The 24,726-nt window shown below is 65.2% G+C and carries 19 protein-coding genes and 1 riboswitch; of the genes, 10 read left to right on the forward strand and 9 right to left on the reverse strand.

The annotated features are described in order from the left end of the window. Positions 1 to 292: 292 nt before the first annotated feature. The 6 genes from FLL57_RS14630 to FLL57_RS14655 all read right to left on the reverse strand — a co-directional run bounded on the left by FLL57_RS14630 (position 293) and on the right by FLL57_RS14655 (position 5,160). Positions 293 to 1,327 carry an IS110 family transposase gene (locus FLL57_RS14630; protein WP_142883265.1) on the reverse strand — a complete coding sequence of 345 codons (1,035 nt, stop codon included), beginning with the start codon at positions 1,325 to 1,327 and terminating at the stop codon, positions 293 to 295. A 140-nt stretch (positions 1,328 to 1,467) separates the two neighbouring features. After that, positions 1,468 to 2,331: a hypothetical protein gene (locus FLL57_RS14635; RefSeq protein WP_142883266.1), complete on the reverse strand. Its 864-nt coding sequence runs from the start codon at positions 2,329 to 2,331 to the stop codon at positions 1,468 to 1,470. Between the two features lie 68 nt (positions 2,332 to 2,399). After that, entirely contained in the window at positions 2,400 to 2,882 is a 483-nt protein-coding gene (gene greA / locus FLL57_RS14640; protein WP_142883267.1) for a transcription elongation factor GreA, read from the reverse strand. A 60-nt stretch (positions 2,883 to 2,942) separates the two neighbouring features. Beyond that, positions 2,943 to 3,431, reverse strand: a complete 489-nt coding sequence (locus FLL57_RS14645; protein ID WP_235677146.1) for a mismatch-specific DNA-glycosylase — start codon at positions 3,429 to 3,431, stop codon at positions 2,943 to 2,945. A gap of 48 nt (positions 3,432 to 3,479) precedes the next feature. Continuing rightward, on the reverse strand, positions 3,480 to 3,881 hold the full coding sequence (locus FLL57_RS14650) for a DUF2147 domain-containing protein (protein ID WP_013501286.1): 402 nt from the start codon (positions 3,879 to 3,881) through the stop codon (positions 3,480 to 3,482). A 76-nt stretch (positions 3,882 to 3,957) separates the two neighbouring features. Then, on the reverse strand, positions 3,958 to 5,160 hold the full coding sequence (locus FLL57_RS14655) for a TrmJ/YjtD family RNA methyltransferase (RefSeq protein ID WP_142883269.1): 1,203 nt from the start codon (positions 5,158 to 5,160) through the stop codon (positions 3,958 to 3,960). A 392-nt stretch (positions 5,161 to 5,552) separates the two neighbouring features. On the opposite strand from FLL57_RS14655, the gene FLL57_RS14660 reads away from it, so the two are divergent. The 6 genes from FLL57_RS14660 (at position 5,553) to FLL57_RS14685 (ending at position 12,337) form a co-directional block, all read left to right on the forward strand. Then, a complete protein-coding gene (locus FLL57_RS14660; RefSeq protein ID WP_142883270.1) occupies positions 5,553 to 6,779 on the forward strand; it encodes an NADP-dependent isocitrate dehydrogenase in 1,227 nt (408 codons plus the stop codon). 131 nt (positions 6,780 to 6,910) lie between these two features. Next, the gene (locus FLL57_RS14665; protein WP_013501283.1) at positions 6,911 to 7,243 is read left to right on the forward strand and encodes a YnfA family protein; all 333 of its coding nucleotides are present in this window, start codon (positions 6,911 to 6,913) and stop codon (positions 7,241 to 7,243) included. Positions 7,244 to 7,374: 131 nt separating this feature from the next. Next, complete coding sequence (locus tag FLL57_RS14670) at positions 7,375 to 8,235, forward strand: helix-turn-helix transcriptional regulator (protein ID WP_235677147.1); 861 nt, start codon at positions 7,375 to 7,377, stop codon at positions 8,233 to 8,235. Positions 8,236 to 8,696: 461 nt separating this feature from the next. Then, positions 8,697 to 10,685 (forward strand): TonB-dependent siderophore receptor, encoded by a 1,989-nt coding sequence (locus tag FLL57_RS14675; RefSeq protein WP_235677148.1) that lies wholly within the window; start codon positions 8,697 to 8,699, stop codon positions 10,683 to 10,685. 27 nt (positions 10,686 to 10,712) lie between these two features. Continuing rightward, positions 10,713 to 11,234, forward strand: coding sequence for a hypothetical protein (locus FLL57_RS14680; RefSeq protein WP_235677278.1), 522 nt, complete (start codon positions 10,713 to 10,715; stop codon positions 11,232 to 11,234). 20 nt (positions 11,235 to 11,254) lie between these two features. Then, a complete protein-coding gene (locus tag FLL57_RS14685; protein ID WP_235677149.1) occupies positions 11,255 to 12,337 on the forward strand; it encodes a PepSY-associated TM helix domain-containing protein in 1,083 nt (360 codons plus the stop codon). A 29-nt stretch (positions 12,338 to 12,366) separates the two neighbouring features. On the opposite strand, the gene ybaL is transcribed toward FLL57_RS14685, so the two are convergent. Next, the gene (gene ybaL / locus FLL57_RS14690; RefSeq protein ID WP_185966146.1) at positions 12,367 to 14,124 is read right to left on the reverse strand and encodes a YbaL family putative K(+) efflux transporter; all 1,758 of its coding nucleotides are present in this window, start codon (positions 14,122 to 14,124) and stop codon (positions 12,367 to 12,369) included. A gap of 158 nt (positions 14,125 to 14,282) precedes the next feature. Between ybaL and FLL57_RS14695 the strand changes: the two genes are divergently transcribed. Further along, positions 14,283 to 16,055 carry a cation:proton antiporter domain-containing protein gene (locus FLL57_RS14695; protein ID WP_013501277.1) on the forward strand — a complete coding sequence of 591 codons (1,773 nt, stop codon included), beginning with the start codon at positions 14,283 to 14,285 and terminating at the stop codon, positions 16,053 to 16,055. Between the two features lie 161 nt (positions 16,056 to 16,216). Here the strand turns inward: FLL57_RS14695 and FLL57_RS14700 are convergent, their stop codons facing one another. Together FLL57_RS14700 and alaS are read right to left on the reverse strand one after the other, a co-directional pair. After that, on the reverse strand, positions 16,217 to 16,972 hold the full coding sequence (locus FLL57_RS14700) for a GNAT family N-acetyltransferase (RefSeq protein WP_041807121.1): 756 nt from the start codon (positions 16,970 to 16,972) through the stop codon (positions 16,217 to 16,219). A 1-nt stretch (position 16,973) separates the two neighbouring features. Beyond that, positions 16,974 to 19,646 (reverse strand): alanine--tRNA ligase, encoded by a 2,673-nt coding sequence (gene alaS, locus FLL57_RS14705; RefSeq protein ID WP_142883273.1) that lies wholly within the window; start codon positions 19,644 to 19,646, stop codon positions 16,974 to 16,976. Positions 19,647 to 19,875: 229 nt separating this feature from the next. Next, positions 19,876 to 19,981, forward strand: a riboswitch (glycine riboswitch). Positions 19,982 to 20,113: 132 nt separating this feature from the next. Here alaS and gcvT point away from each other — a divergent pair. The 3 genes from gcvT to gcvP all read left to right on the forward strand — a co-directional run bounded on the left by gcvT (position 20,114) and on the right by gcvP (position 24,711). Continuing rightward, positions 20,114 to 21,262: a glycine cleavage system aminomethyltransferase GcvT gene (gene gcvT / locus FLL57_RS14710; protein ID WP_013501274.1), complete on the forward strand. Its 1,149-nt coding sequence runs from the start codon at positions 20,114 to 20,116 to the stop codon at positions 21,260 to 21,262. A gap of 9 nt (positions 21,263 to 21,271) precedes the next feature. Further along, complete coding sequence (gene gcvH / locus FLL57_RS14715; RefSeq protein ID WP_013501273.1) at positions 21,272 to 21,637, forward strand: glycine cleavage system protein GcvH; 366 nt, start codon at positions 21,272 to 21,274, stop codon at positions 21,635 to 21,637. Between the two features lie 167 nt (positions 21,638 to 21,804). Continuing rightward, complete coding sequence (gene gcvP, locus FLL57_RS14720; RefSeq protein WP_013501272.1) at positions 21,805 to 24,711, forward strand: aminomethyl-transferring glycine dehydrogenase; 2,907 nt, start codon at positions 21,805 to 21,807, stop codon at positions 24,709 to 24,711. The last annotated feature ends 15 nt before the right edge of the window (positions 24,712 to 24,726 follow it).

Here is a 24,726-nt window from a genome sequence, read left to right on the forward strand (position 1 = left end):
GATACCAAACGTCCCGGGTATCGCTGCGCTCACCCGGGCTTCTGTAACGGGCCTCGGTTAGTCAATCCCTTTTGCGTGGTCCTGTCGCCGGTGACTTGCTTCTGTCCGGGATCGGCGCGGTGGCCGTCACCTTTTGGGGTGCGTAGAGGAACCGGCCGACCAATCTACGGAAGCGTGGTTGTGAACCGACTTCCCGGGTGGCGGCCTGACCGGATCCATCGTCCCGGCGAAGGGACCTCGCTCAAGGATGGCTTGGTGCCTTGGCCTTCCCCGAATCCGTGATTTCTCCTCGTCAGGTCGTCGCCAGCTTGGCGTTGGGGTTAAACGGCTTGGCGTCGGCCAGCATCCGGTGCAGCACGACCGCCAGCTTGCGCGCCAGCGCCACCTTCGCCTTGCGTAGGCCGGCCCGCTTGGCAATCCGCATCGCCCAGCTCTTCAACTCGGTGCAATTCTTGATCGGCTTTGTCAGCATGATGTGCGCCGCCTGATACAGCGCCTCGCGCACCGAAGCGTCGCCGATCTTGGTGATGCGACCGGTGTAATCGGTCTGCCCCGATTGATATTTCTTCGGCGTCAGACCGAAGTGGGCGCCGGCTGCCTTCGAAGACTTGAACCGGGCCGGATCGTCGATCGCATTGGCGTAAGTGAGCGCCACGATCGGACCAACCGACGGCGTCGTCATCAGCAGGCGCGCCTGCGGCTGCGCCTTAGCGATCTGTAGCACCTGTTTGTCCAGCCCCTTGAACTCGCGCAGCAGCACGGCATGCACCGCGAGCATTGCCTTGGCGATCGAAGCCAGTGCCGCGTGGCCCTTCGTCAATTCTTCGATCCGCGCCGCAAAGCTCCGCTCGGTCGTCTTGCCGACCTTCAGGCCGAAGCCGCGCAGAATCCCGCGAAGACTGTTCTCGACGTCGAGCAACTTCGTCTGCAGCAGCTTGCGCGCCGTCAGCACGGCACGGACTTCCTGCGCCTCGATCGATTTACAATGCACCGGCCGGAACCAGCCGAGCCGCATCAGCTGCGCGATGGCGCGGGCGTCGTTGCGGTCGGTCTTCACCGACATCGCCTTGAAGGCATCACGAACGTGCCGCGTCTCCAGCAGTTCGACGGCCAGCCCGGCCTCGCGCAAGGCCGCGTAGAGCCATTGCGACAACGGTCCAGCCTCCAGACCGATCCGCTCCAGCGGCGTCGCCAGCGAACCGTACCAGGCGATCAGCGCCGCCGGCTCGCTCGCCACCTTCGCCTCCCGCACGATCCGCCCGCTCCCGTCGACGACACAAACCGCAGACTGTTCCAAAGACACGTCGATTCCGGCATAGTGGTACATGGTCGTTCCTCGATGATGCTTGGAGCGGGCTCGCCCTGACTCCGTTGATTGACACCATCAGTTTGAGGGACGACCACCCTTCCGCCAATTCGCCAAGCGACCTGCTCGGCCTGGCCGGCCCGTTACCCCATCTACGCTCGCTAAGCTTCAACTCCATCAAAAACGGTGACACCCAAAATGTTCTTAAGCGCGACCAGCTGACGGGGGAACTTACCCTGAAGAACCAGAATAGCTCTTCCGGTTCTTTCACGATTCTCAGCAGCCTCAACGGCTTGCATCACCGCCTGATACTTCACGCATTGATAAAGCCCTCTAACGATATCTGAGTCCGATGAAATCGACGACTTAACCTCCGCCGCCACCCACTCCGAACCTGTTTGAAATGATACATCGAGGGAATCTCCTGACGGCAAAGGCAACTCAACACTCCCACAACGAGTACTGCCAGGAAGATCAAAACGCTCCGGATTCTTTGCAACAAAAACCTTGAAGGCGCGATGCGCATCCCCCTCACCACCGCCGACACCAATAGCAGCAGCAGCCCTATTGTTATCTTTGAAGGTGATGGTTGTCGGCGACAAATCTACCGCTTCGAGCACAGCAGGCCATTTTGGGTAAGCCCAAATCCTAGCAAGCTCCCCGTGGACTATCTCTCGCCGCTTAGATTGCGGAAGCTTTGCGAATTGTTCTTTCTTGACCAGAAACCACCCGATACCTTCGCCCGGCAAGCCGGTACTCTTATTGATCACCAGACATTGGATCGGCGGGACAGGCTCTTTCCAAACCGCGGATAGATTCTCGATCGTTTGCCCAATACTTCCCAAAACATAATTGAGGTTGCGCGGGTTTGGCATCCCAAGCTCCTCAGCAAGATCTGAATAGCAGATGGGCTGATGTGCCTCAGCTTGTCGGACAAGCAAAGGAAAGGCCTGCCGCGCGCGATCCTGGTAGAGCTTATCTCCTGATATTGGCTGGGCGATCTTTGCCGTCTGGCCTCGCGACATAAGCACTCTCCGATCAAAGAATTTCTAATAAATGAAGCCACCTATCATCACGATTTCGAAACTTGTCACTACCCAATCCCCACCACCTCCAACTCCTGCGCGCCCTTCCCCACCACGTCGCCGACGCTCTTGCCCATCAGCAAGCGCGCCACCGGCGATACGAACGAGATCGTGCCCTGCTTCGGATCGGCTTCGTCTTCGCCGACAATGCGATAGGTTTGGACGCGGCCGTCGGCGCGGCGGAAGGTGACGGTGGAGCCGAACGCGATCTCGTCGGTCGAGGGCGGATCCGGCATCACTTGCGCGCTGCGCACCCTGGCTGCGTAGTAACGGGCGTCGCGCAGCGGGATGGCTTCGGCACGGCGGCGCTCGTTGACGTCCTCGATCGTACCGGCTGCTTCGAGCGCGGCGCGGGCTTGCGCCAACTGCGCCTCCAGCGCGGCCAAGCCGGCTGCGGTGACGAGGTTCGGATGCGGCGAGATCGGGCGATCCGGCAGCACGGTCTCCGAGGCGGTCTCGGCGCTATCTTCCTTGGTGAAAGCGACGCTCAAGTTGAACTCCATTGACGGTCGCCGGACGGCGACCTGACGCAACGACACGGCGCTTCTCGATCAGGAGGCGCGGACCCGTTCGGCAAACTCCCACCAGTGGATCTTGTTCGCCATCCAATTCCAATCCGCCATCGGCGAGGTCGATGGCAGCACATAGATCGATGTCGTTCCGATGCTCTCCTCATACCGCCCGAGGCCGACCCTGCGGCCGACGAACCGCTTCGCAGCTTCCATACTGGTGAAGGCGAGAAAGTCGGGATGGTTTTCTTCGATCTTCCGTCTGAGAACCACCCGATGTTCCGGCCGCGGCCGAACCTCATGATCGCTTCCGGCGACATCCTTGCACAGGTCGGTCAGGCCGATGCCGAATGTCGTCACTTCGCGAAACTCGTGCGGCGCCAGCTTTCGATCGGTGAGGCCCGTTTCGCTGAGGACGCTCCAGAACTTGTTCCGGCCGTGCGCATAATAGCTTTGCGCCTTCTCCGACGCACGGCCGGCGGCGGTGCCGCAGAACACGACTTTGAGGCCGCGCTGCAGAACGTCAGGCAAGATGACTTTGGGCAAGCTCACCTGACCTTGCTGGCGCGCCTCCTCCACTCAGTTCGCCCGCGTCCAGGTGGCGGATTTGCAGATCAGCCCGCCCATCGCGCAGCCCTGGGTGGTCAGCGTGCTGCCGGACAGGTTCATCTTGCCGGTGTAGGTCTTGCCGTCCTCCGGATTGAAGGCACTGCCGGCCCAGGCGCCCGGGCCGGTCGGCTTCATATCGAAGAATATCTTCTGGCCGACCTTGGCAGGGGTCTCGATGCCCGGCTTGAGCCACACCAGCGTGCCGCACACCGCGCCGCCGCAGGGCGCAAACTTGACCTTGGAGGCGCCGGTCTCGCGCAGCCAGGTGCCGCCGACGTCGTCGGCGCGGGCGCCTGTGGTGGCCAGCGCTGCGGCGAGCAGGCCGAGGCCGGTGAGCCATCCCGCGCGGCGCATCGTCGATGTCGTTGTCATGTCCCCTCCCGATTGCCTGTGCTGCGGCGAGCCGCCGCTTGGTACGAAGCGAATCTCAGCCGGGGCGTGAAGTCAATCAGGCGCGCGCCAGCACCGCCTCCAGCCGCGCCAGCACGGCGGCGATGTCGCCGGTGACGTCGGTCGCCGCGACCAGCGCGACGCGATAGTCGCGCGCTTCCAGCCACTCCTTGCGCATCGCCCGGTCGCGGACGATCGCGTCGCTCTCGTCCGGATTGACCAGCTCGATCGCGATGCGGTGCGGGAACGAGACGAAGTCCGGAATGTGGCGGCCGACCGGGGTCTGGCGCTTGAAGGTGCCGGCGAAGCGGCGGTCCTTGCGCAGATGTTCCCACAGCAGCCGCTCGGCGTCGGTCGGGTTGCGGCGGAGCATGCGGGCGAGCCCGCGCAGCGAGCCGCCCTCGGCGTCGGGACCACCGGCCGCTGCGCGCTCGGCCAGCAGCGCGCGCAGCCGCGTCGCCTGTTCGCCGTCGAGCACCCCGCCCTTGGCCGGGCCCTTGCGGCCCTCGGCGATCGCCATGATGGCGCCGTGCAGGGTGTGGATGTCCTGCTTGGTGGGATCCATCCGGGTAAAGATGTTGCGCAGGTTCACCAGCATGGTGTCGCGCTTCTCCGGCGGGCGGAGGAATTCGACGCGGTCGAGCTCGGCCACGAGGTTGTCGAAGAACGCCTGCATCTGGTGCTGCGACGCCGGCTCGGAGCGCTCCGGCATCGCGAACGGCAGCGCGCCCCCCGTGGCGTGCTTGAACCATTCGTAGCCCATCAGCAGCACCGCCTGCGCCAGATTGAGCGAGGCGAACGCCGGGTTGACCGGGAAGGTGACGATCCGGTTGGCGAGCGCGACCTCGTCGTTCTCCAGGCCGTGGCGCTCGCGGCCGAATAGGATGCCGGCGGTGACGCCGGTCGCGATCGAGGCGACGATCTCCTGCGCGGCGGCCTCCGGCCCGCGCACCGGCTTGGCCTGGTCGTGGGCACGGGCGGTGGTGGCGAACAGCAGCGCGCAATCGGCTATCGCGTCGGCGACGCTGTCGAACAGTTCCACCGCGTTCAGGATGTGGTCGGCGCCCGCCGAGGCGCGCGTCGCGGCGATGTTCGGCCAGCCGTCGCGCGGCTTCACCAGCCGCAGCCGGGTCAGCCCGAAATTGCCCATCGCGCGGGCGCACATCCCGATGTTCTCGCCGAGCTGCGGTTCGACCAGAATCACCACCGGGCCGTCGAGCGCGGCCGGGGGCTTGGATCGGTCGGTACCGGAACCGGACATGGGCGTGGTCTTTCAAAAACGGGCGTCCCTCGGAGTGATCCGAGGCGGCGCGGGAGGATCGGGGGAAGCCGCGGCGGGGCGGGCCGGACAGCGGCGGCCGCCGCGCCTTTCCGTTGCCAAGGCGGCGGCGATTTCTCAAGCAAATAGTGGTTTTGCCGGCGCGATTTGGGCGGTGTGAAGTGCGCTTGACACGGCGCGCGCCCTACCCGCCTCCGGTCGCGGCACGCCTTGCGATCGCGGCGTTGCCGAGCCATGCGAAGCCGCGCTGCGAATCCGTCCAAATTGCTTCCGCAATCGCCTTTCGGCCGGTCCGGCGCGGTGCTATAGCGGGCGCGGCTTTAGTCCAATTCCCGCCCCTTTAAGCGCAGAATCACAAGAAGGCCCGATCCCGCATGGCGAAAATCAAGGTGAAGAATCCCGTCGTGGAACTCGACGGTGACGAGATGACCAGGATCATCTGGCAGATGATCAAGGACAAGCTCATCACCCCGTTCCTTGATGTCGAGCTGATGTATTTCGACCTCGGGATGGAGCACCGCGACAAAACCGATGATCAGGTCACCATCGATGCGGCGAACGCGATCAAGCAGGTCGGCGTCGGCGTGAAGTGCGCCACCATCACCCCGGACGAAGCGCGGGTGAAGGAATTCGGCCTCAAGAGCATGTGGAAGTCGCCGAACGGCACCATCCGCAACATCCTCGGCGGCGTGATCTTCCGCGAGCCGATCATCTGCAAGAACGTGCCGCGGCTGGTGCCGGGCTGGACCAAGCCGATCGTGATCGGCCGCCACGCCTATGGCGATCAGTATCGCGCGACCGACATCAAGTTCCCCGGCCCGGGCACACTGACGATGAAGTTCGTCGGCGAAGACGGCTCGGTGATCGAGCGCGAAGTGTTCAAGGCGCCCGGCGCCGGCGTCGCGATGTCGATGTACAACCTCGACGAGTCGATCAAGGATTTCGCCCGCGCCTCGCTGAACTACGGCCTGATCCGCAACTATCCGGTCTACCTGTCGACCAAGAACACCATCATGAAGGTGTACGACGGTCGCTTCAAAGACATCTTCCAGGAGATCTTCGACAACGAATTCAAGGCCGAGTACGACGCCAAGGGCCTGACCTACGAGCACCGCCTGATCGACGACATGGTCGCCTCGGCGCTGAAGTGGTCGGGCGGCTACGTCTGGGCCTGTAAGAACTACGACGGCGATGTCCAGTCCGACACCGTGGCGCAGGGCTACGGCTCGCTCGGCCTGATGACCTCGGTGCTGATGACGCCGGACGGCAAGACGGTAGAAGCCGAGGCCGCGCACGGCACCGTCACCCGGCACTATCGCGAGCACCAGAAGGGCAAGGCGACCTCGACTAACTCGATCGCCTCGATCTTCGCCTGGACCCGCGGCCTCGCGCATCGCGCCAAGCTGGACAGCAACGAAGAGCTGGCTCGCTTTGCCGACACCTTGGAAAAGGTCTGCGTGGAGACGGTGGAAGCCGGCGCGATGACCAAGGACCTCGCGCTGCTGGTCGGTGCCGACCAGCGCTGGCTGTCGACCGAGGGCTTCCTCGACAAGGTCGCGCAGAACCTGCACAAGGCGATGAGCGAGACCAAGGCAGCCTGATCGGGCGCAGCGACTGAACAAGCGAAAGGCGCGGGCACGACTCCCGCGCCTTTTTCGTTGGCGGCGCAGTTCATCTATGGTTCGGAGCATCGATCAATGCGCAGCTTCACCGAAAGCCACGGCCAACGCCCATGACCTCACTCCTCACGTTCTGCGCTGCTGCGCTAATGGAGATCGCCGGATGCTTCGCGTTCTGGGCCTGGCTGCGGCTGGGCCAGTCGCCGCTGTGGCTGATCCCCGGCATGCTTGCGCTGGCGCTGTTCGCCTATCTGCTGACGCTGGCCGACAGTCCCCTCGCCGGCCGCGCCTATGCGGCCTATGGCGGCATCTACATTGCCAGCGCGCTGTTGTGGGGCTGGGCGATGGAAGGCAACCGCCCCGACCCATGGGACGTGATCGGCGCCGCGATCTGCCTGGTCGGCATGAGCGTGATCCTGTTCGGACCGCGCTCGCTGCCGGCGTAGGCCGCTTCTCGACCCTGACGCAGCTTGCATTTCATTCCGCACAGCGAACTTCGAGCTTTTCTCGACTCCACGCCGCGTCGTGGCGGTGTCGTCGCCGGGCTTCGGTGTCATAGTGTTGCTCATTGTCACCAGTGGTGTTCAACGGCGGAAGCATGACATTGGAGCACAGGTGGACGGGCGCGATCTCGCAGCTCGATCTGGCTAGCGGCGTTCTGCAACAGCCCGATGGGGATTGGGTCGACGAACAATTGCATCACGGCACCAAGGTGGTCGTCATCCTGCGCGGCGCGATGCGGGCACGGATCGACGGTTGCACCGACGAGTTCAGCATCGCCGGCCCCACGGTCTGCGTCATCCGCTCGCCGGCCGATGCCTGCGGTCGGCAGATGGTGAGCCCCGACGAGCCACTGCATTACGTGATGGTCAAGGCGACCCTTGAACCCGGCAGCAAGGCCGAGTCCGCAAGCGATCCGTTGGCGTCGCTGATCCCGATCGATCGGCCCAGCCTGCAATACATCGCGGCGCCCCGCGCGCTGCAGGCGCTGTGCACGCAGCTCGAAGTTTGCCCCTTCGTCGGCGCAGCGCGGGACCTGTTCCTTTCTGCCAAGGCACTCGAGATCCTCGCCTTGGCCTGCGAAGCGATCGAGACCAACTCCGCGATCGAGCCCCCGAGACCGTCACTTGGCGATGTCGAACGCTTGAAGAAAGCCCGCACCATCCTTCTGGAGCGGCTCGGGGCTCCACCGAATTTGCCGGCATTGGCCGCGGCGGTGGGATTGAACACCCGCAAGCTGACGGACGGTTTCCAGGCGGCTTTCGGGACCACCGTGAACGATTTCCTGCAAGACGCACGTTTGAACGAAGCGTATCGGCTGCTGTCGAGCGGCGCCACCAACGTCTCGGAGGCTGCGCATCGCGTCGGCTACACGCCAGCTTACTTCTCGGCAGTTTTCAGAAAGCGCTTCGGGATTTCTCCGCGCGACCTGCTGTAATTCCATTCAGCGAACGCCTGATCCCGCCGCCGGCGTAGAACCTTTGTAATCTTAAGAATTCGTCCGGAAATCAAAAGTCCGACGGCTTGTCGCATTCCTCACAGTCACGCTTCTGTGCCGCGTCCTGGAGGAATATCAAGATGACGACACAGCGCCGCTCCGCCGAACTACACAATTCACGACAGCTCGCGATACGCCGAGGCAGCAGACTCGCCGCCTCGTTGCCGATGAGCGCGCTGCTGTTGGTCGGCGCCGTCATCGAGGATGCACGGGCTCAGGCTACTACACCGACGCCCGCCGTCCCGACGGCGAGCGCGCTGCCTCCGGTGGTCGTGAGCGCACCGAAGCGCAGCAAGCCGAAGCGGGCCGCTGCTCGACCGGCAGCGATCGCCGCGCCGGTAGCGCCTCCCCGCCAGACGTCTCGCCCAAGCACTGCACGTGTTGCAGACGGACCAGGCTATGTGGCTAGGGCCAGCACGACGGGAACCAAGACCAATACGCCGCTGATCGAAACGCCACAGTCGGTCTCGGTGATCAACCGCCAACAGATGGACGCGCAGAACGTTCAGTCGGTGACCGATGCCTTGCGTTACTCGGCCGGCGTCGTAGCGACCACACCGGCGATCTCGCAGCGTTTCGACACGTTCAGCATTCGCGGTTTCGATGCCAGCAGCACCGGAATTCTCCGCGACGGCCTGCGCGGCACGACCGCCCAAGCCTGGCCGAAGACCGAGCCTTACGGTCTCGAACGCGTCGAGATCCTGCGCGGGCCGAGCTCGGTGCTGTACGGTCAGAGCACGCCGGGCGGCCTGGTCAACCTCATCACCAAGCGACCGCTCGACACACCGGTTAACGAAGTGATGCTGCAGGGCGGCAGCTTCGACCGGCTGCAGGGGCAGTTCGATCTGAGCGGACCGATCGACAAGGACGGCCAGTTTCTCTACCGGCTGACCGGACTGGCGCGGGATAGCAATACACAGTTCAAGGCGATCCCGGACGACAAGCTGTTCATCGCACCGGCGTTCACCTGGCGGCCGGATATCGACACCACGTTCACCATTCTGACCGACTACAGCTACGAGAAGTTTGGTCCGCCGCGCCCGTACATTCCGATCCAGGGCACGCTGCTTCCGAACAAGAACGGGCAATTGCCGCGCAACCAGTTCCTCGACCAGCCCGGGCTCGCCAACGATCGCACGCAATACTCGGCCGGATACCTATTCGAGCGGCATCTCGACGACACCTTCACGATGCGGTCGAATTTCCGCTACGGCCACGTCGACCTTTTGACCAACACCGCGTCGGGCATGAACCTTGCGGCCGACCAGCGGACGCTCAACCGTGCGCTGTATCAATTCCGCATCGTCGGCGACACCTACGCGTCTGACAATCAGATCCAGGCCGACTGGTGGATGGGCTCGACGCAGTTCGTGTCACTGGCTGGCGTCGACTATCGCCGTTCGACCGAGGACTACTATCTCAACAGCGGTCGCGCTCCGTCGATCGACATCTTCAATCCCGTCTACGATCAACCGATCGGCGTGGCAGCCACACCAAACGCCTCGACGTGGCAGACCTCCGACCAGGTCGGCATTTACGGCCAACAACAGATCAAATTCGACGGACGCTGGGTGTTGAGCCTCGGCGGCCGGCAGGACTGGTCGAACACCGCCACAGATAACCGCCTCAAGAGCTCGACTGCGACGCAGGACGACAAAGCGTTCACCTACCGGGCCGGGCTGGTCTATCTCAGCGACGTCGGCCTCGCGCCCTATATCGGCTATTCAACCTCGTTCAGCCCGTTGCTCGGCACCGACTTCTACGGGCAGCCGTACAAGCCGACCACCGGGCGGCAGGCGGAGGTCGGCGTCAAGTACCAGCCGGCGGGAGCGACCAGCTTCGTCACCATGTCGGTGTTCGACCTCTATCAAGAGAACGTGCAGACAACCGATCCGAACAACTCGCTCAATCGTCTTCAGGTCGGAGAGGTGCGGTCCCGCGGATTTGAACTGCAGGGCGTCGCCAATCCGATCGCAGGCCTCAATCTGGTGGCCTCCTACACGCACACCGACCTGACCGTGACGAAGAGCAATAACCTGGTTGAGCTCGGCAACCGCCCAACCGGGCTGCCTGCGGACACCGCATCATTGTGGGGAGACTACACTTTCCAAAGTGGAGCACTCACCGGCTTCGGTGCTGGCTTCGGAACGCGCTACGTCGGGGAGACGTTCGCCGATGCCGCCAACACCATCGGCGTGCCGTCCTACGTGCTGTTCGACGCAGCGCTGCACTACGACCTCGGCCAACTTCACCGCGACTTGAAGGGGATGCGGCTCGCCATCAACGCCACCAACCTCACCAACAAGCAGTACTACGTGAGCTGCTCCACCACGAGCTGCAACGCCGGCTTCGACCGCTCGGTCATAGCCAGCCTTCGCTACCGCTGGTGAGCTTTTAGGAGAAATACAATGCGCTTCATGACTTACGTGGCCCGGACCGCGATCGTTGCGGCGTGGGCGGCAACCATGCCGTGCCCCGCTTCGGCACAAGAGCTGCGGCCCGAGCTTACCCAAACCAACGTTACCTATCGCGGCGAGCATCGCTGGGCGTGGCGGTCGGAGGACGGCGAGACCGGCACCTTGCGCCTCGGCTTCACCGCGCTGCCGAGCGGCGATTATCTGGTCGCCGGCTCGTTGATGCTCGACGACGCCGAACTCGGCGCCGGCGGCTCTGCTCGGTGGCGGGGCGACCGCTTGATCGTCGATCTCATGGTCAGCGGCGGAGTTCGCGCGCAGGCTCCGGACGAGGCCAAGCAACGCCTATTCGCGAACGGAGAAGTGCCGAAGCAGATCGACTCGGCTGGTTTCGCAAGCTTTCGTGCCGAACTGTCGAACACCCTCGACGGTGTCAGCCAGCAATATCAGACCAACGTGGTCACCGGCGGCAAGGTACAAGGGCCCGTCTATCGCAACGGGGCATTGAAGCTGCTGTCGCGGTGATGACGCGCCCGGATCGCTCCGTGCGGCGGCTGTCGGCCCGCCGTATCTGGCGCATGCTGCACCTCTCGCTCGCCCTCACCGTCGGCGCTGCGTTTGCACTGATCGGGGCGAGCGGCGCGATGCTGGTCCTGAAGGAGCCGTTGCTTACACTTGAAGTCGGACGAGAGGTCGTCAAACCGCCCCGCATGCCGGGGCGGCCGGACGCAGACGCCGACATGTGGATCGCGCGGGCGAGCGAGCACTATCCCGAGCTGAGGGTGATGGGAGCCAACGCGCCGGGCGCAGGCTTCCTGCCCGGCAACGCGGCGATCGTATTCGGTCGCCAGCCGCCGGGCGATCTCGGCGTGGTGTTCGTGCATCCCCAGAGCGGCGAGCCGCTCGGGCTGTTCGCGTTCGATCAATCGTGGTTCGCAGCGGTGGTGAATCTGCATCGCCGATTGCTGCTGCTGAGTTCGCTAGGCGCCGACGTGGTCGCTTGGTGCGGCATCGGCCTTGCGCTGTCGCTGCTGTCGGGCGTGTATCTGTGGTGGCCGCGGCAGCGAAAATGGTGGCGATCATTCTCTATCGGCTCATCGGCTGCCGGTCGGCGGCATCTCATCGAATGGCATGGCGTGTCGGCCGCATATCTGCTGGCGCCGATGCTGGTGCTGGCTGCAACTGGAGTGGCTCTCACCAAGCCGCAGTGGCTGGGACTGCCCGGCCCGGCACCGGCCAAACCAACGTCCCAGGCGACACCCCCGTCCTGTGCTGCGGGCAATGACCTGAGCGGCGCGTTGAGCGCTGCGGCGCGGGCTCAGCCCGGCAGGCAGATTGTCGGAGTGTTTCTACCGCGAGGCCCCGCCGGCGCTTATCAAATCAGGTTGCGTTCACCGGCATCGATCCCCAGCGACCTGACCGTCGAGGTCAGAACAGGATGTGCCACGCCTGTGGTGGAAACGGTTGAAACCGACTCCGCGCTCCGGCGCGAGTGGCTGAACCCACTGCACACCGATCTGCGGCTCGGCCTGCTAGGACAGGCCGTCGTGTTCATCTGCGGCATGGCGTTGCCGGCGCTGTACGCGACCGGGCTGTGGTTGTGGATATGGCGCCGGCGGAACGGCTAAGTCCCTGCGGATACCCGTAGCCGTCTCGATCAGGCCGCTGCGCCGGCCGAAGCCGGGGCCGTGGCGCTATTGATCGCGATGGCGCTGGTCGCTGCATCGCTGCTGGCGGCATCGAAGCCGAGCTTGGCGATCATCGCACGGGCGATTTCGTCTTCGCCCATGATCACCAGATTGGCGCCGTTGCTTTTCAGATGCGCCACTTCCTCGGCCGAATGCGCCCGGGCGACGATCAGGAGGCCGGGATTGACTGCGCGCGCCTTGCCGACGATCTGACCGCTCTCGAACGCGTTGGGGATCGCCACGACCAAACCGCGTGCATGAGCAACATCGGCTTCGTCGAGGATCTCCTGGGCGGCGGCGTTGCCGTTGATCGCAGTGACGCTCTCGCGCTGCAGCCGCATCACCCGTTCGTCGTCGTTCTCGATCACCACCAGATCGACCCCGGCGCAGCGCAGCACGGTGCCGACGTTGGAGCCGACCCGGCCGTACCCGACCAGCACGATGTGGCCGCGCGGCGGCGGCGGGGCAGCGGCCGCCGCCGCCAGTTTCGCCGCCTGCTTGGCAGCTTCCGCGGCCGCCGCGACCTTGGCGCTGAAACGATCGAGTAGAACGAACATCAGCGGATTGAGCATGATCGAGATGATCGCGCCTGCCAGCACCAGATCGCGGCCGCGCTCGGGCATCAGGCCGAGCGCGACGCCGAGCCCGGCGAGGATGAAGGAGAATTCACCGATCTGCGCCAGCGAGGCGGAGATCGTCAGCGCCGTCATGTTGGGATGGCCGAACAACCGCACGATCAAGAACGCGGCGATCGATTTTCCAAAGACGATGATCAGCACGGTGACGATCAACGGCAGCGGCTCGCGGACGACGATGGCGGGATCGACCAGCATGCCGACCGAGACGAAGAACAGAACCGCGAACGCGTCGCGCAGCGGTAACGTCTCGTTGGCGGCGCGGTGACTGAGCTCGGACTCCGACAGGATCATGCCGGCGAAGAACGCGCCCAGGGCAAGCGACACGTCGAACAAGATCGCCGCGCCGAACGCAACGCCGAGCGAGATCGCCAGTACCGCCAACCGAAACAGCTCGCGCGAGCCGGTATGCGCGACGTAGTGCAGCATTCTCGGAATGATCCGGCGGCCGACCACCAGCATGAACACCATGAAGGCGGCGACCTTGCCGAGCGTCAGGGCCACCTGCCACAGCACCGACTGCCAATCGGCGCTGTTCGCCTCACCCTTGAGCAGCCCTGCGACCGCCGGCAGCAGCACCAGCGTCAACACCATCGCGATGTCTTCGACGATCAGCCAGCCGACCGCGATCCGGCCGCGCTCGCTGTCGATCAGGCGGCGTTCCTGCAGGGCGCGCAACAGCACCACGGTACTCGCCACCGACAACGCCAGGCCGAACACCAGGCCGGCGCCGAACGGCCAGCCGAGCGCGTGCCCCAGCCCGAGCCCGAGCAACGTCGCGGCTCCGATCTGCACCACCGCGCCTGGAATTGCGATCGCCCTGACCTCGAGCAGATCCTTCAGCGAGAAGTGCAGACCGACGCCGAACATCAGCAGGATCACCCCGATCTCGGCGAGTTCGTTGGCGAGTTTCTGGTCGGCGACGTAGCCCGGCGTAAACGGACCGATCACAACCCCGGCGAGCAGATAACCAACCAGCGGCGAGATTTTCAGTCGCTGCGCCACGACGCCGAAGGCGAATGCCAGCACCAAGCCGGCCACAATGGTGGAAATCAGAGGGGTGTTGTGCTCCATCGTGCCGTTGTGCGGCATGACGCCGCGACCGTCCACCCGAACGAGGGCTACCGATCGCCGCAGTGCGCGCGCCAGATGGAACCCGCCTTTAACCGCGAATCGCGATCTATTGCCGCAGACTGCGACGATTTGATCGATGTCGTCGCCCCCCGCTACCTCACGTGATTGATGGATCGATGGCAGTCGAAAACGGTGTCGGAGTTTACCGCGAAGCCCTGGTGTTTCTCGGGACCGCAGGCGTCTTGATCCCGGTGATGACGCGGTTTCGCGTCAGCCCGGTGCTCGGCTTCCTGGTCGCCGGCTTGGTGCTCGGCCCGCACAGCCTGGGCCGAATCGGTGCCGACGTGCACTGGCTGAGCTACGTCACCATCACGTCGCAGGAGGCCGTCGACCGGCTCGCCGAGCTCGGTGTCGCCTTTCTGCTGTTCACCATCGGCCTCGAACTGTCGTTCGACCGGCTGTGGACGATGCGCCGCCTGGTGTTTGGACTCGGCATGTCGCAGGTGGTGCTGACCACTGCGGCGATCAGCGGCATAGCGTTGGCGTTCGGCAACACGGTGGAATCCAGTCTGGTGATCGGCGCCTGTCTGGCGCTGTCCTCGACCGCGATCGTGCTGCAGCTCCTCGCCGAACAGAAGCGACTGGCGACGGTCGCCGGCCGCAGCATCTTCGCTGTGCTGCTCGCGCAGGATCTTGCGGTGGTGCCGATCCTGTTTCTGATCGTGGTATTCGGCAAGGCGGCCGGCGACGCGGCGGGCGGCGGCAGTACAGGCGCGGTGTGGCTCGGCCTGGCGATGGCGCTGGTGCAGGCCGCCGCCGCAATCCTGCTGATTATCGGCTTCGGCCGCCTGGTGCTACGGCGGCTGTTCCGGATGGTCGCCTCGACCAATAACCGCGAATTGTTCATGGCGACGATCCTGTTCGTGGTCGTCGGCACGTCGCTGGTCACCCACGTCGCCGGACTGTCGATGGCGCTCGGCGCGTTCCTGGCCGGGCTGGTGCTGGCGGAAACCGAATTCCGCCGCCAGGTCGAGGTCGATATCGAACCGTTCAAGGGCATGCTGCTCGGGCTGTTTTTCATCTCGGTCGGAATGCGGATTGATCTGGCCGAAGTGGCTCGCTATCCGGCGATGGTGGTCACCTCGGTGATCGGCATGACGGCGCTGAAGGCGATGGTGATCGCCGGCCTGGCCTGGATGTTCCGGCTGTCTCGACCGGTGATCGCCGAGGCCAGCCTGCTGCTCGCCGGCGGCGGCGAGTTCGCGTTCCTGGTACTCGGCCTCGCCAGTTCCAGCGGTCTCGTCACTCGCGAGGTCGAGCAATTCATGCTGCTGGTGTCGTCCGGCACCATGATGATGACGCCGTATCTGGCGCGGCTCAGCCGCAAGGCCAGCGCGCGGGCCCGCAACGCAGTAGCGGTAGCCGCCGGCCACACCGATCCCACCCCGGGCGATTCCCCACGCATCATCCTGGTCGGCTATGGCCGGGTCGGCCGCATCGTCGGCGACATCCTAAGCAAGCAGGGCAAGCCGTTCATCGGCATCGATGTCGATCCCGAAGCGGTGGCACGGGCGCGCAAGGCCGGGGTCAATGTCGTCTACGGCGACGCCACCCAGCGCGCGTTTCTGCGCAAATGCGGGCTCGGCGACGCGCCGGCGATGGTGGTGACGATGCACGATGCCGCAGCCGCAGAACACGTCGTCGCCGCGACCCGTGCCGAGCGCGCCGATCTGCCGATCATCGTCCGCGCTCGCGACGCCGACCACGCCACCCGGCTGTTCAGCCTCGGCGCCACCGAAGTGATCCGCGAAGTGCTCGAAGCCAGCTTCGAGATCGCCTCCACCGTGCTGCAGTCGCTCGGCGTGCCGGCCGGCAAAGTGATCGCTGCGATCCACGAGGAGCGCGACATCCGGAAGAAGCGCGTCCGCGAAGGCGTCACGGCGGACTAGGACGAATGGTCTCCGGTTCCGGTACCCATTCTCTCGTTCGTCATTCCGGACGCCGAGCAGCAACGATCCGCAATCTTCAGGATATTTTGCTCAGTGCTCAACCGACCGAGATTCCAGGTTCGCGAACCATCGCTCGCGCCCGGCGTGACGGGGCGAAGCAGTTACTTCGTTGGTGCGCGGCGAAAGTGGTAGCGGTAGAGCTCCTGGTCGAACCCGAGGCCGGCGTACAGCGCACGGCCAGCGGAGTTGTCGACCACGACCTGCAGGCAGGCGCCGGTGGCGCCTTGTGCAGACGCCCAGGCGAGCAGCGCGGTCATCAGGTGCCTGCCAAGGCCGTGGCCGCGCAGCGCTTCGTCGACCACCACCGACTCGATCACCACCAGATCGCCGTGCAGCACACCGCAGGCTGTGGCGACGATGCGACCGTCCTGGCGGAGCGCGAAGAAACCGGTCGGTAGTGGGATCGCATCGACCACACGGGCGTAGACCGACGCATGCGACGGCGACTGCGCCTGCAGCCGCGCGATGGCCGCGAGCCACTCGGCATCGGCGCGTGGAGCGACAGTCACGTCCGGTGTTGCGTCGGCCAACCTCTCGCGTGTCAGGTTGCGATACAGCGTGCAGGCTTCACCCTCGGCCGTGAAGCCGCGAGTATCGAGTTCGCGCTCCACCTGCGGCGGCAGCAGCGAGACCAGCCGCACGATCAGCGGCAGCGCTTGCGCGCGATAGAGCCGATCGAACGCATCGAGCTGCGGCGCGATCGTGGTGATGCCCGGATGCAGCGGATTGGCTGAATTGATCCGGCGCGACACGCCGTCGCCGAACCGCAGCAGCCAGTCGCCGATCAGCGCGCACCGCAACGACGGCCATGCGTTGTGGCAGGCCTGTTCGACCTGCCACGCCAATGCGTGATCCACCTCAGCCGCCGATGGCGGCCGCGATCGCTTCCAGTGCGGCGCCGGCCTTGGAGCCGTCGGGACCGCCGGCCTGCGCCATGTCGGGCTTGCCGCCGCCGCCCTTGCCGCCGAGCACTTCGGACGCCTTGCGGACCAGATCGACCGCCGAGAACCGCGACACGAGATCCGGCGTGACGCCGACCACGATCGACCCCTTGCCGTCTTCGCTGGTCGCCACCAGCGCGATCACACCGGAGCCGATCTGCTTCTTGCCCTGGTCGACCAGCCCCTTGAGATCCTTGATCTCGATGCCCTGGACTGTCCGCGCCATCAGTTTGACGCCGCCGATTTCGCGGACGTCGGAGGCCGCTGCACCGTCTCCGGAGGCCGAACCGCCCATCGCCAGCTTCTTGCGCGCCTCGGAGAGTTCGCGCTCCAGCTTCTTGCGCTCGTCCATCAGCGCGGCGATCCGCGCCGGCATGTCGTCGAGCGTGGTCCGCAGCTCGGCAGCCGCCGTCTTGGCGGTGGAGATCGCCGCGTTGGCATTGTGCCGCGCCGCACGGCCGGTCAGCGCCTCGATGCGACGGACGCCCGACGCCACCGCACTCTCGGCAGTGATCGACACCAGGCCGATGTCGCCGGTGCGCTTGACGTGGGTGCCGCCACACAGTTCGACCGACCAGCCGAGCGCGTTGGAGCCGTGCTCGCGCGCCGCCCTCCCCATCGAAACCACGCGGACTTCGTCGCCGTATTTCTCCCCGAACAGCGCGCGGGCGCCGGCCTCGCGGGCGTCGTCCACCGCCATCAGCCGGGTCACGACTTCATCGTTCTCCAGAACGATATCGTTGGCGATGTCCTCGACCTTACGCAGCTCGTCCTGGGTAATCGGCTTCTGATGCACGAAGTCGAAGCGCAGCCGGTCGGGCGCGACCAGCGACCCCTTCTGGGCGATGTGATCGCCGAGCACCTGGCGCAGCGCCTCGTGCAGCAGATGCGTCGCCGAGTGATTGGCGCGGATCGCCGAGCGGCGGGCGTGATCGACGTCGAGCGCCAGCGCGTCGCCGAGCTTGATCGTCCCCTGCTCGACGGTACCGAAATGCACGAACAGATCGCCGGCCTTCTTCAACGTTTCAGTGACGAGGAAGCGCACACCATCGGCGGTGAGCACACCGGTGTCGCCGACCTGACCACCGGATTCGGCGTAGAACGGCGTCTGGTTCATCACGATCGCAGCGGCATCGCCGGCCTTCAGCACGTCGACCTCGGCGCCGTCTTTGACCAGCGCCATCACCACCCCCTCGGCGATCTCGGTGTCGTAGCCGAGGAACTCGGTGGCGCCGAACTTCTCACGAAGTGAAAACCACACCGCCTCGGTCGCGGCCTCGCCCGAGCCAGCCCACGAGGCGCGTGCCTTGGCACGCTGGCGGTCCATCGCGTCGGTAAACGAGGCGATATCGACATTGATGCCGCGGTTGCGCAGGGCATCCTGGGTCAGATCCAGCGGGAAGCCGTAGGTGTCGTAGAGCGTGAACGCGGTCTCGCCGTCGAACATGTCACCCTTCTTCAGGCCGGCGCTCTTCTCGTCGAGGATCGCGAGACCGCGATCGAGCGTCTTGCGGAAGCGGGTCTCTTCCAGCCGCATCGTCTCTTCGATCATCGCCTCGGCGCGCACCAGTTCCGGATAGGCTTGGCCCATCTCGCGCACCAGCGCCCACACCAGCCGCCACATCAGCGGCTCGCTGGCGCCGAGCAGCTGCGCGTGACGCATCGCACGGCGCATGATCCGGCGCAGCACGTAGCCGCGGCCTTCGTTCGACGGCAGCACGCCGTCGGCGATCAGGAACGACGACGAGCGCAGGTGGTCGGCGATGACGCGGAACGACGCGGCGTCCTGTTCGGTCGGGCCGCGGCCGAGCGCGGACGCGGTCGCGTCGATCAGGCTGCGGAACAAGTCGGTGTCGAACACGCTGTCGACGCCCTGGAGGATGGACGCCATCCGCTCCAGGCCCATGCCGGTGTCGATCGACGGACGCGGCAACGGCACGCGCTCGTCCTTCGTCACCTGGTCGTACTGCATGAACACCAGATTCCAGAATTCCAGGAATCGGTCGCCATCCTCATCGGGGCTGCCGGGCGGGCCGCCGAAAATATGCTCGCCGCGATCGATGAAAATCTCCGAACATGGGCCGCACGGGCCGGTGTCGCCCATCGCCCAGAAATTGTCGGAGGTCGGAATCCGGATGATGCGGTCGTCGGAGAAGCCTGCGATCTTCTTCCAGTAGCCGGCCGCCTCGTCATCAGTGTGATAGACGGTGACCAGAAGCTGGTGCTTGTTCAGGCCGAAATCGCGGGTGATCAGCTCCCAGGCGAGTTCGATCGCACGCTCCTTGAAGTAATCGCCGAACGAGAAATTGCCGAGCATTTCGAAGAAAGTGAGATGTCGGGCGGTATAACCGACATTATCGAGGTCGTTGTGCTTGCCGCCTGCGCGCACGCATTTCTGCGAGGTGGTGGCGCGCTGATAGGAGCGCTTCTCCAGCCCGGTGAACACGTTCTTGAACTGCACCATACCGGCATTGGTGAACATCAAGGTCGGGTCGTTGCGCGGCACCAGCGGCGACGACGACACGATCTCGTGGCCGTTCTTGGCGAAGTAGTTCAGAAACGTAGACCGAATTTCGTTAACGCCGCTCATGTTCGTCCAATCACCCGGAATGCCCGCGAAACGCCCGCCGAACCCACCTCTTCCGGTGTCATGCCTTTTAGACGCGGGGGCGCGCGCTGTCTAGAAAGTGGGCATGGATTCAGTTGTTTGCCAGCCGGCGGGGCCCCATTCCACGGACCTTTACGAAGACCCGTTGATAGCTCGCTGACCCGCGTTGACAGCCTTGCTGAAGCCGTGTTTGTGTCCTACCTACCTAAGACTAAGTCGCGTCGGGAGAGATCGGCCCAATCCTTCAGTGAAGGGGGGCCGGCGCCGAAGGAGCAACCGCCCCGGAAACTCTCAGGCAAACGGACCGTGCGACTTGATGACATCTGGAAAGAGACCCTGCCGGCGATGCCGGGACGGGTCCGCCGACGGGATAATGCTCTCAGGCACAGCGACAGATGGGGCTCGAATGGTGACGAGAAATCGGTCTCGGGAACCTTGGGAGCCTGGAAATGCTGGCGGGTGACGACACCCAATCTTTGAAACGCACGCCCCTCTATGCGCTGCATGTGTCGCGCGGCGGCAAGATGGTGCCCTTCGCCGGCTACGACATGCCGGTGCAGTACGCGCTTGGCGTGCTGAAGGAACATCTCCACACGCGCAGCGCCGCCGGCCTGTTCGACGTCTCGCATATGGGCCAGATCGAACTGCGGGCGAAGTCCGGCAAGCTCGAAGACGCCGCACGCGCGCTCGAAGCGCTGATCCCGCAGGACATCGTGGCGCTGCCGCCCGGCCGCCAGCGCTACGCGCAGTTCACCAATGAATCCGGCGGGATTCTCGACGACCTGATGGTCACCAATCTCGGCGACCGGCTGTTTCTGGTGGTCAACGCCGCCTGCAAGGACGCCGACGAAGCGCATTTGCGGGCGCATCTGGCGGACGCCTGCGACATCACCGCGCTGACCGATCGGGCGCTGATCGCGCTGCAGGGCCCGAAAGCCGAAGCCGCGCTGGCGAAAATCTGTGCAGACGTCACCACGATGAAGTTCATGGATGTCGCCGAGCTCAGCCTCGACGGCCTTGCCTGCATCGTGTCGCGCTCCGGCTACACCGGCGAAGACGGCTTTGAGGTCTCGGTGCCGGCTGACGGCGCCGAACGGCTTGCGACCGCGCTGCTCGACAACCCGGACGTGCTGCCGATCGGACTCGGAGCCCGGGACAGCCTGCGGCTGGAAGCGGGGCTTTGCCTTTACGGCCACGACATCGACACCACCACCACACCGGTCGAAGCGGCGCTGAGTTGGTCGATTCAGAAGAGCCGCCGCGGTGGGGGCGCCCGCCCCGGCGGCTTCCCCGGCGCCGCGGCGATTCTTGGTCAACTCGACAGCGGCACCGCGCGGCTGCGCGTCGGCCTGCGGCCTGAAGGCCGCGCCCCGGTGCGCGAAAACGCGCCTCTATTCGCCAGCGCCGTTTCCGCCGAGCCGATCGGCACCGTCACCTCCGGCGGCTTCGGGCCGAGCCTGAATGCACCAGTGGCGATGGGCTACCTGCCGGCCGCGCTGGCCGTGCGCGACACTGTCGTTTTCGCCGAAGTGCGCGGCCAGCGTCTGCCGCTGCGCGTCGTGGCAATGCCGTTCGTTCCGAACACCTACAAGCGCTGAGGACTTGTTATGACCACGCTCTACACCCCCGATCATGAATGGCTGAAGATCGAGGGCGATGTCGCCACGATCGGTATCACCGACTACGCCCAGGAACAGCTTGGCGATGTGGTGTTCGTCGAGCTGCCGAAGGTCGGCCGCGCCGTGAAGAAGGCCGAAGCCGCCGCCGTGGTGGAATCGGTGAAGGCCGCCTCCGACGTCTACGCACCGATCACCGGCGAAGTGCTCGAAGTCAACGAGACGCTCGGCACCGAGCCCGGCCTGGTGAATTCCGACGCCGGCGGTGCGGCGTGGTTCTTCAAACTGAAGATCGCCGACAAGAGTGAACTCGACGGTCTGATGGACGAGGCCGCCTACAAGGCTCACACGGCCTGACGGATCGTCCGTTCGCGTGAATTCGTCATTGCGAGCGAAGCGAAGCAATCCAGTTCCAGCTTGCTGAGTCTCTGGATTGGTTCGTCGCTTCACTCCTCGCAATGACGCAGTTGAGATTCCCGAGCAACCCGCTTTTGCGGGCCGTTGCATTTGACGAGGACCAGAGCATGCCGCATCGCCGACCGATCGACGCCGCCAACGACTTCGTGCGTCGGCATATCGGGCCGTCGCCGCAGGACATCGCGGCGATGCTGGCGACGGCCGGCGCCGGCAGTCTGGAGCAGCTCGTCGCCGAGACGCTGCCTTATGCGATCCGGCATCGCGAGCCGCTGAAGCTTGGCGCACCGCTGACCGAAAGCGAAGCGTTGGCGCATATGAGCGAGCTCGGCGCCCAGAACCAAGTGTTCACCTCGCTGATCGGTCAAGGCTATTACGGCACCATCCTGCCGACCGTGATCCAGCGCAATATTCTCGAAAACCCCGCCTGGTACACGGCCTACACGCCGTATCAGCCCGAGATCAGTCAGGGCCGGCTGGAAGCGCTGTTCAACTTCCAGACCATGATCTGCGACCTCACCGGGCTGGACGTCGCCAACGCGTCGCTGCTCGACGAAGGTACCGCCGCGGCAGAAGCGATGGCGCTGGCCGAGCGCGCCGCCGCCAAGAGCGCCAAGGCGTTCTTCGTCGATGCCGATACCCATCCGCAGACCATCGCGGTGCTGCGCACCCGGGCCGAACCGCTCGGCTGGCGGATCATCGTCGGCGATCCCGAGACCGAGCTGGAAGGCGCCGACGTGTTCGGCGCGCTGCTGCAATATCCCGGATCGTCGGGGCGTTTGAGCGATCCGCGCGCGGTGATCGCGGCGCTGCGCCAGAAGGGCGCGCTGGCCGTGGTCTCCGCCGATCTGCTTGCGCTGACGCTGATCACCCCGCCGGGCGAACTCGGCGCCGATATCGCGATCGGCTCGGCGCAGCGCTTCGGCGTGCCGATGGGCTATGGCGGGCCGCACGCCGCCTTTATGGCGGTGCGCGACAGCCTCAAGCGCAGCCTGCCCGGCCGGATTGTCGGGCTGTCGATCGACAGCCATGGCCAGCCGGCCTATCGGCTGGCGCTGCAGACCCGCGAGCAGCACATCCGCCGCGAAAAGGCGACCTCCAACATCTGTACCGCGCAGGTGCTGCTGGCGGTGATCAACGCGATGTACGCGGTGTATCACGGCCCCGACGGCTTGGCCGCGATCGCGCGCCGCGTCCACCGGCGCACGGCCGTGCTGGCGGCCGGCCTTCGGCAACTCGGCTTTGCACCGACCCACGGCACATACTTCGATACGCTGACCATCGAAGTCGGTGATCGCCGCGACGCCATCGTGGCGCGAGCGGAGGTCGAAAAGATCAACCTGCGGATCAACGCGTCTTCGCTCGGCATTTCGCTCGACGAGACCACCACGCCGGCGGTCGTCGAAGCGCTGTGGCGAGCCTTCGGCGGATCGCTCGACTACGCCGCTGAGGAACGTGACGCCGGCGACTCGCTCGGCGGCGCGCTGCCGGCGGCGCTGAAACGGACCAGCGATTATCTGACGCAAGCCGCGTTCCAGGACTATCGTTCGGAAACCGAACTACTGCGCTACATGCGCAAGCTGTCCGACCGAGATCTCGCGCTCGACCGCGCCATGATCCCGCTCGGCTCCTGCACCATGAAGCTGAACGCCACCACCGAGATGATGCCGCTGACCTGGCCCGAATTCGGCAGCCTTCATCCGTTCGTGCCGAAAGCGCAGGCCGCCGGCTATCACGCGCTGTTCGCCAGGCTTGAAACTTGGCTCGCCGAGATCACCGGCTATGATGCGGTGTCGCTGCAGCCGAATTCCGGCGCGCAGGGCGAATATGCCGGCCTGCTGGCGATCCGCGGCTATCATCTGTCGCGCGGCGAGCCGCATCGCAAAGTCTGCCTGATCCCGTCGTCGGCGCACGGCACCAACCCGGCCTCCGCCGCGATGGCCGGCATGGACGTGGTGGTGGTCGGCTGCGATGCCCATGGCGACGTCGACGTCGATGACCTTCGCGCCAAGGCCGAGGCGCATTCGGCAAACCTCGCCGCGGTGATGATAACCTATCCGTCGACCCACGGCGTGTTCGAAGAGCACATCCGCGACATCTGCGACATCGTCCACGCCCATGGCGGTCAGGTCTATCTCGACGGCGCCAATTTGAACGCTCAGGTCGGCCTCGCCCGCCCCGGCGATTACGGCGCCGACGTCAGCCATCTCAATCTGCACAAGACGTTCTGCATCCCGCACGGCGGCGGCGGCCCGGGGATGGGCCCGATCGGCGTCCGCGCGCATCTGGCGCCGTTCCTGCCCGGCCATCCGGCGGAAGGAGAGCCGCTGAACGGCGGCCTGCACGGCGGCGGCACGGTATCTGCCGCGCCGTGGGGCTCGGCGTCGATCCTGACGATCTCCTACATCTATATCCTGATGATGGGCGCGGCCGGCCTGAAGCGCGCCACGGAGATCGCGATCCTCAACGCCAACTACATCGCCGCACGGCTGCAGCCGCATTTCCCGGTGCTGTATCGCAATCAGCGCGGCCGGGTCGCGCATGAATGCATCGTCGATCCGCGGTCGCTGAAGACCACCGCCGGGGTCACCGTCGACGACATCGCCAAGCGGCTGATCGACTACGGCTTCCACGCTCCGACCATGAGCTTCCCGGTTCCCGGCACGCTGATGATCGAGCCGACCGAGTCGGAATCCAAAGCCGAGATCGACCGATTCTGCGACGCCATGATCGCGATCCGCCGCGAGATCGCACAGGTGGAGGATGGCCGCTACAAGATCGAACAGTCGCCGCTGCGCCACGCCCCGCACACGGCGCACGACGTCACCGCGGCGGAGTGGACCCGGCCCTATCCTCGGACCGAGGGCTGCTTCCCGGCGGCGAACTCGCGCACCGATAAGTATTGGAGCCCGGTCGGCAGGGTCGACAACGTCTATGGCGACCGCAACCTGATCTGCTCGTGCCCGCCGGTCGAGGACTACGCGCTGGCGGCGGACTACGCACGAGCCGCTGAGTAAGGGTGAGCGGAGAAT

It is taken from the genome of Rhodopseudomonas palustris (genome assembly GCF_007005445.1).
In the GTDB taxonomy this organism is placed as follows: Bacteria; Pseudomonadota; Alphaproteobacteria; order Rhizobiales; family Xanthobacteraceae; genus Rhodopseudomonas; species Rhodopseudomonas palustris_G.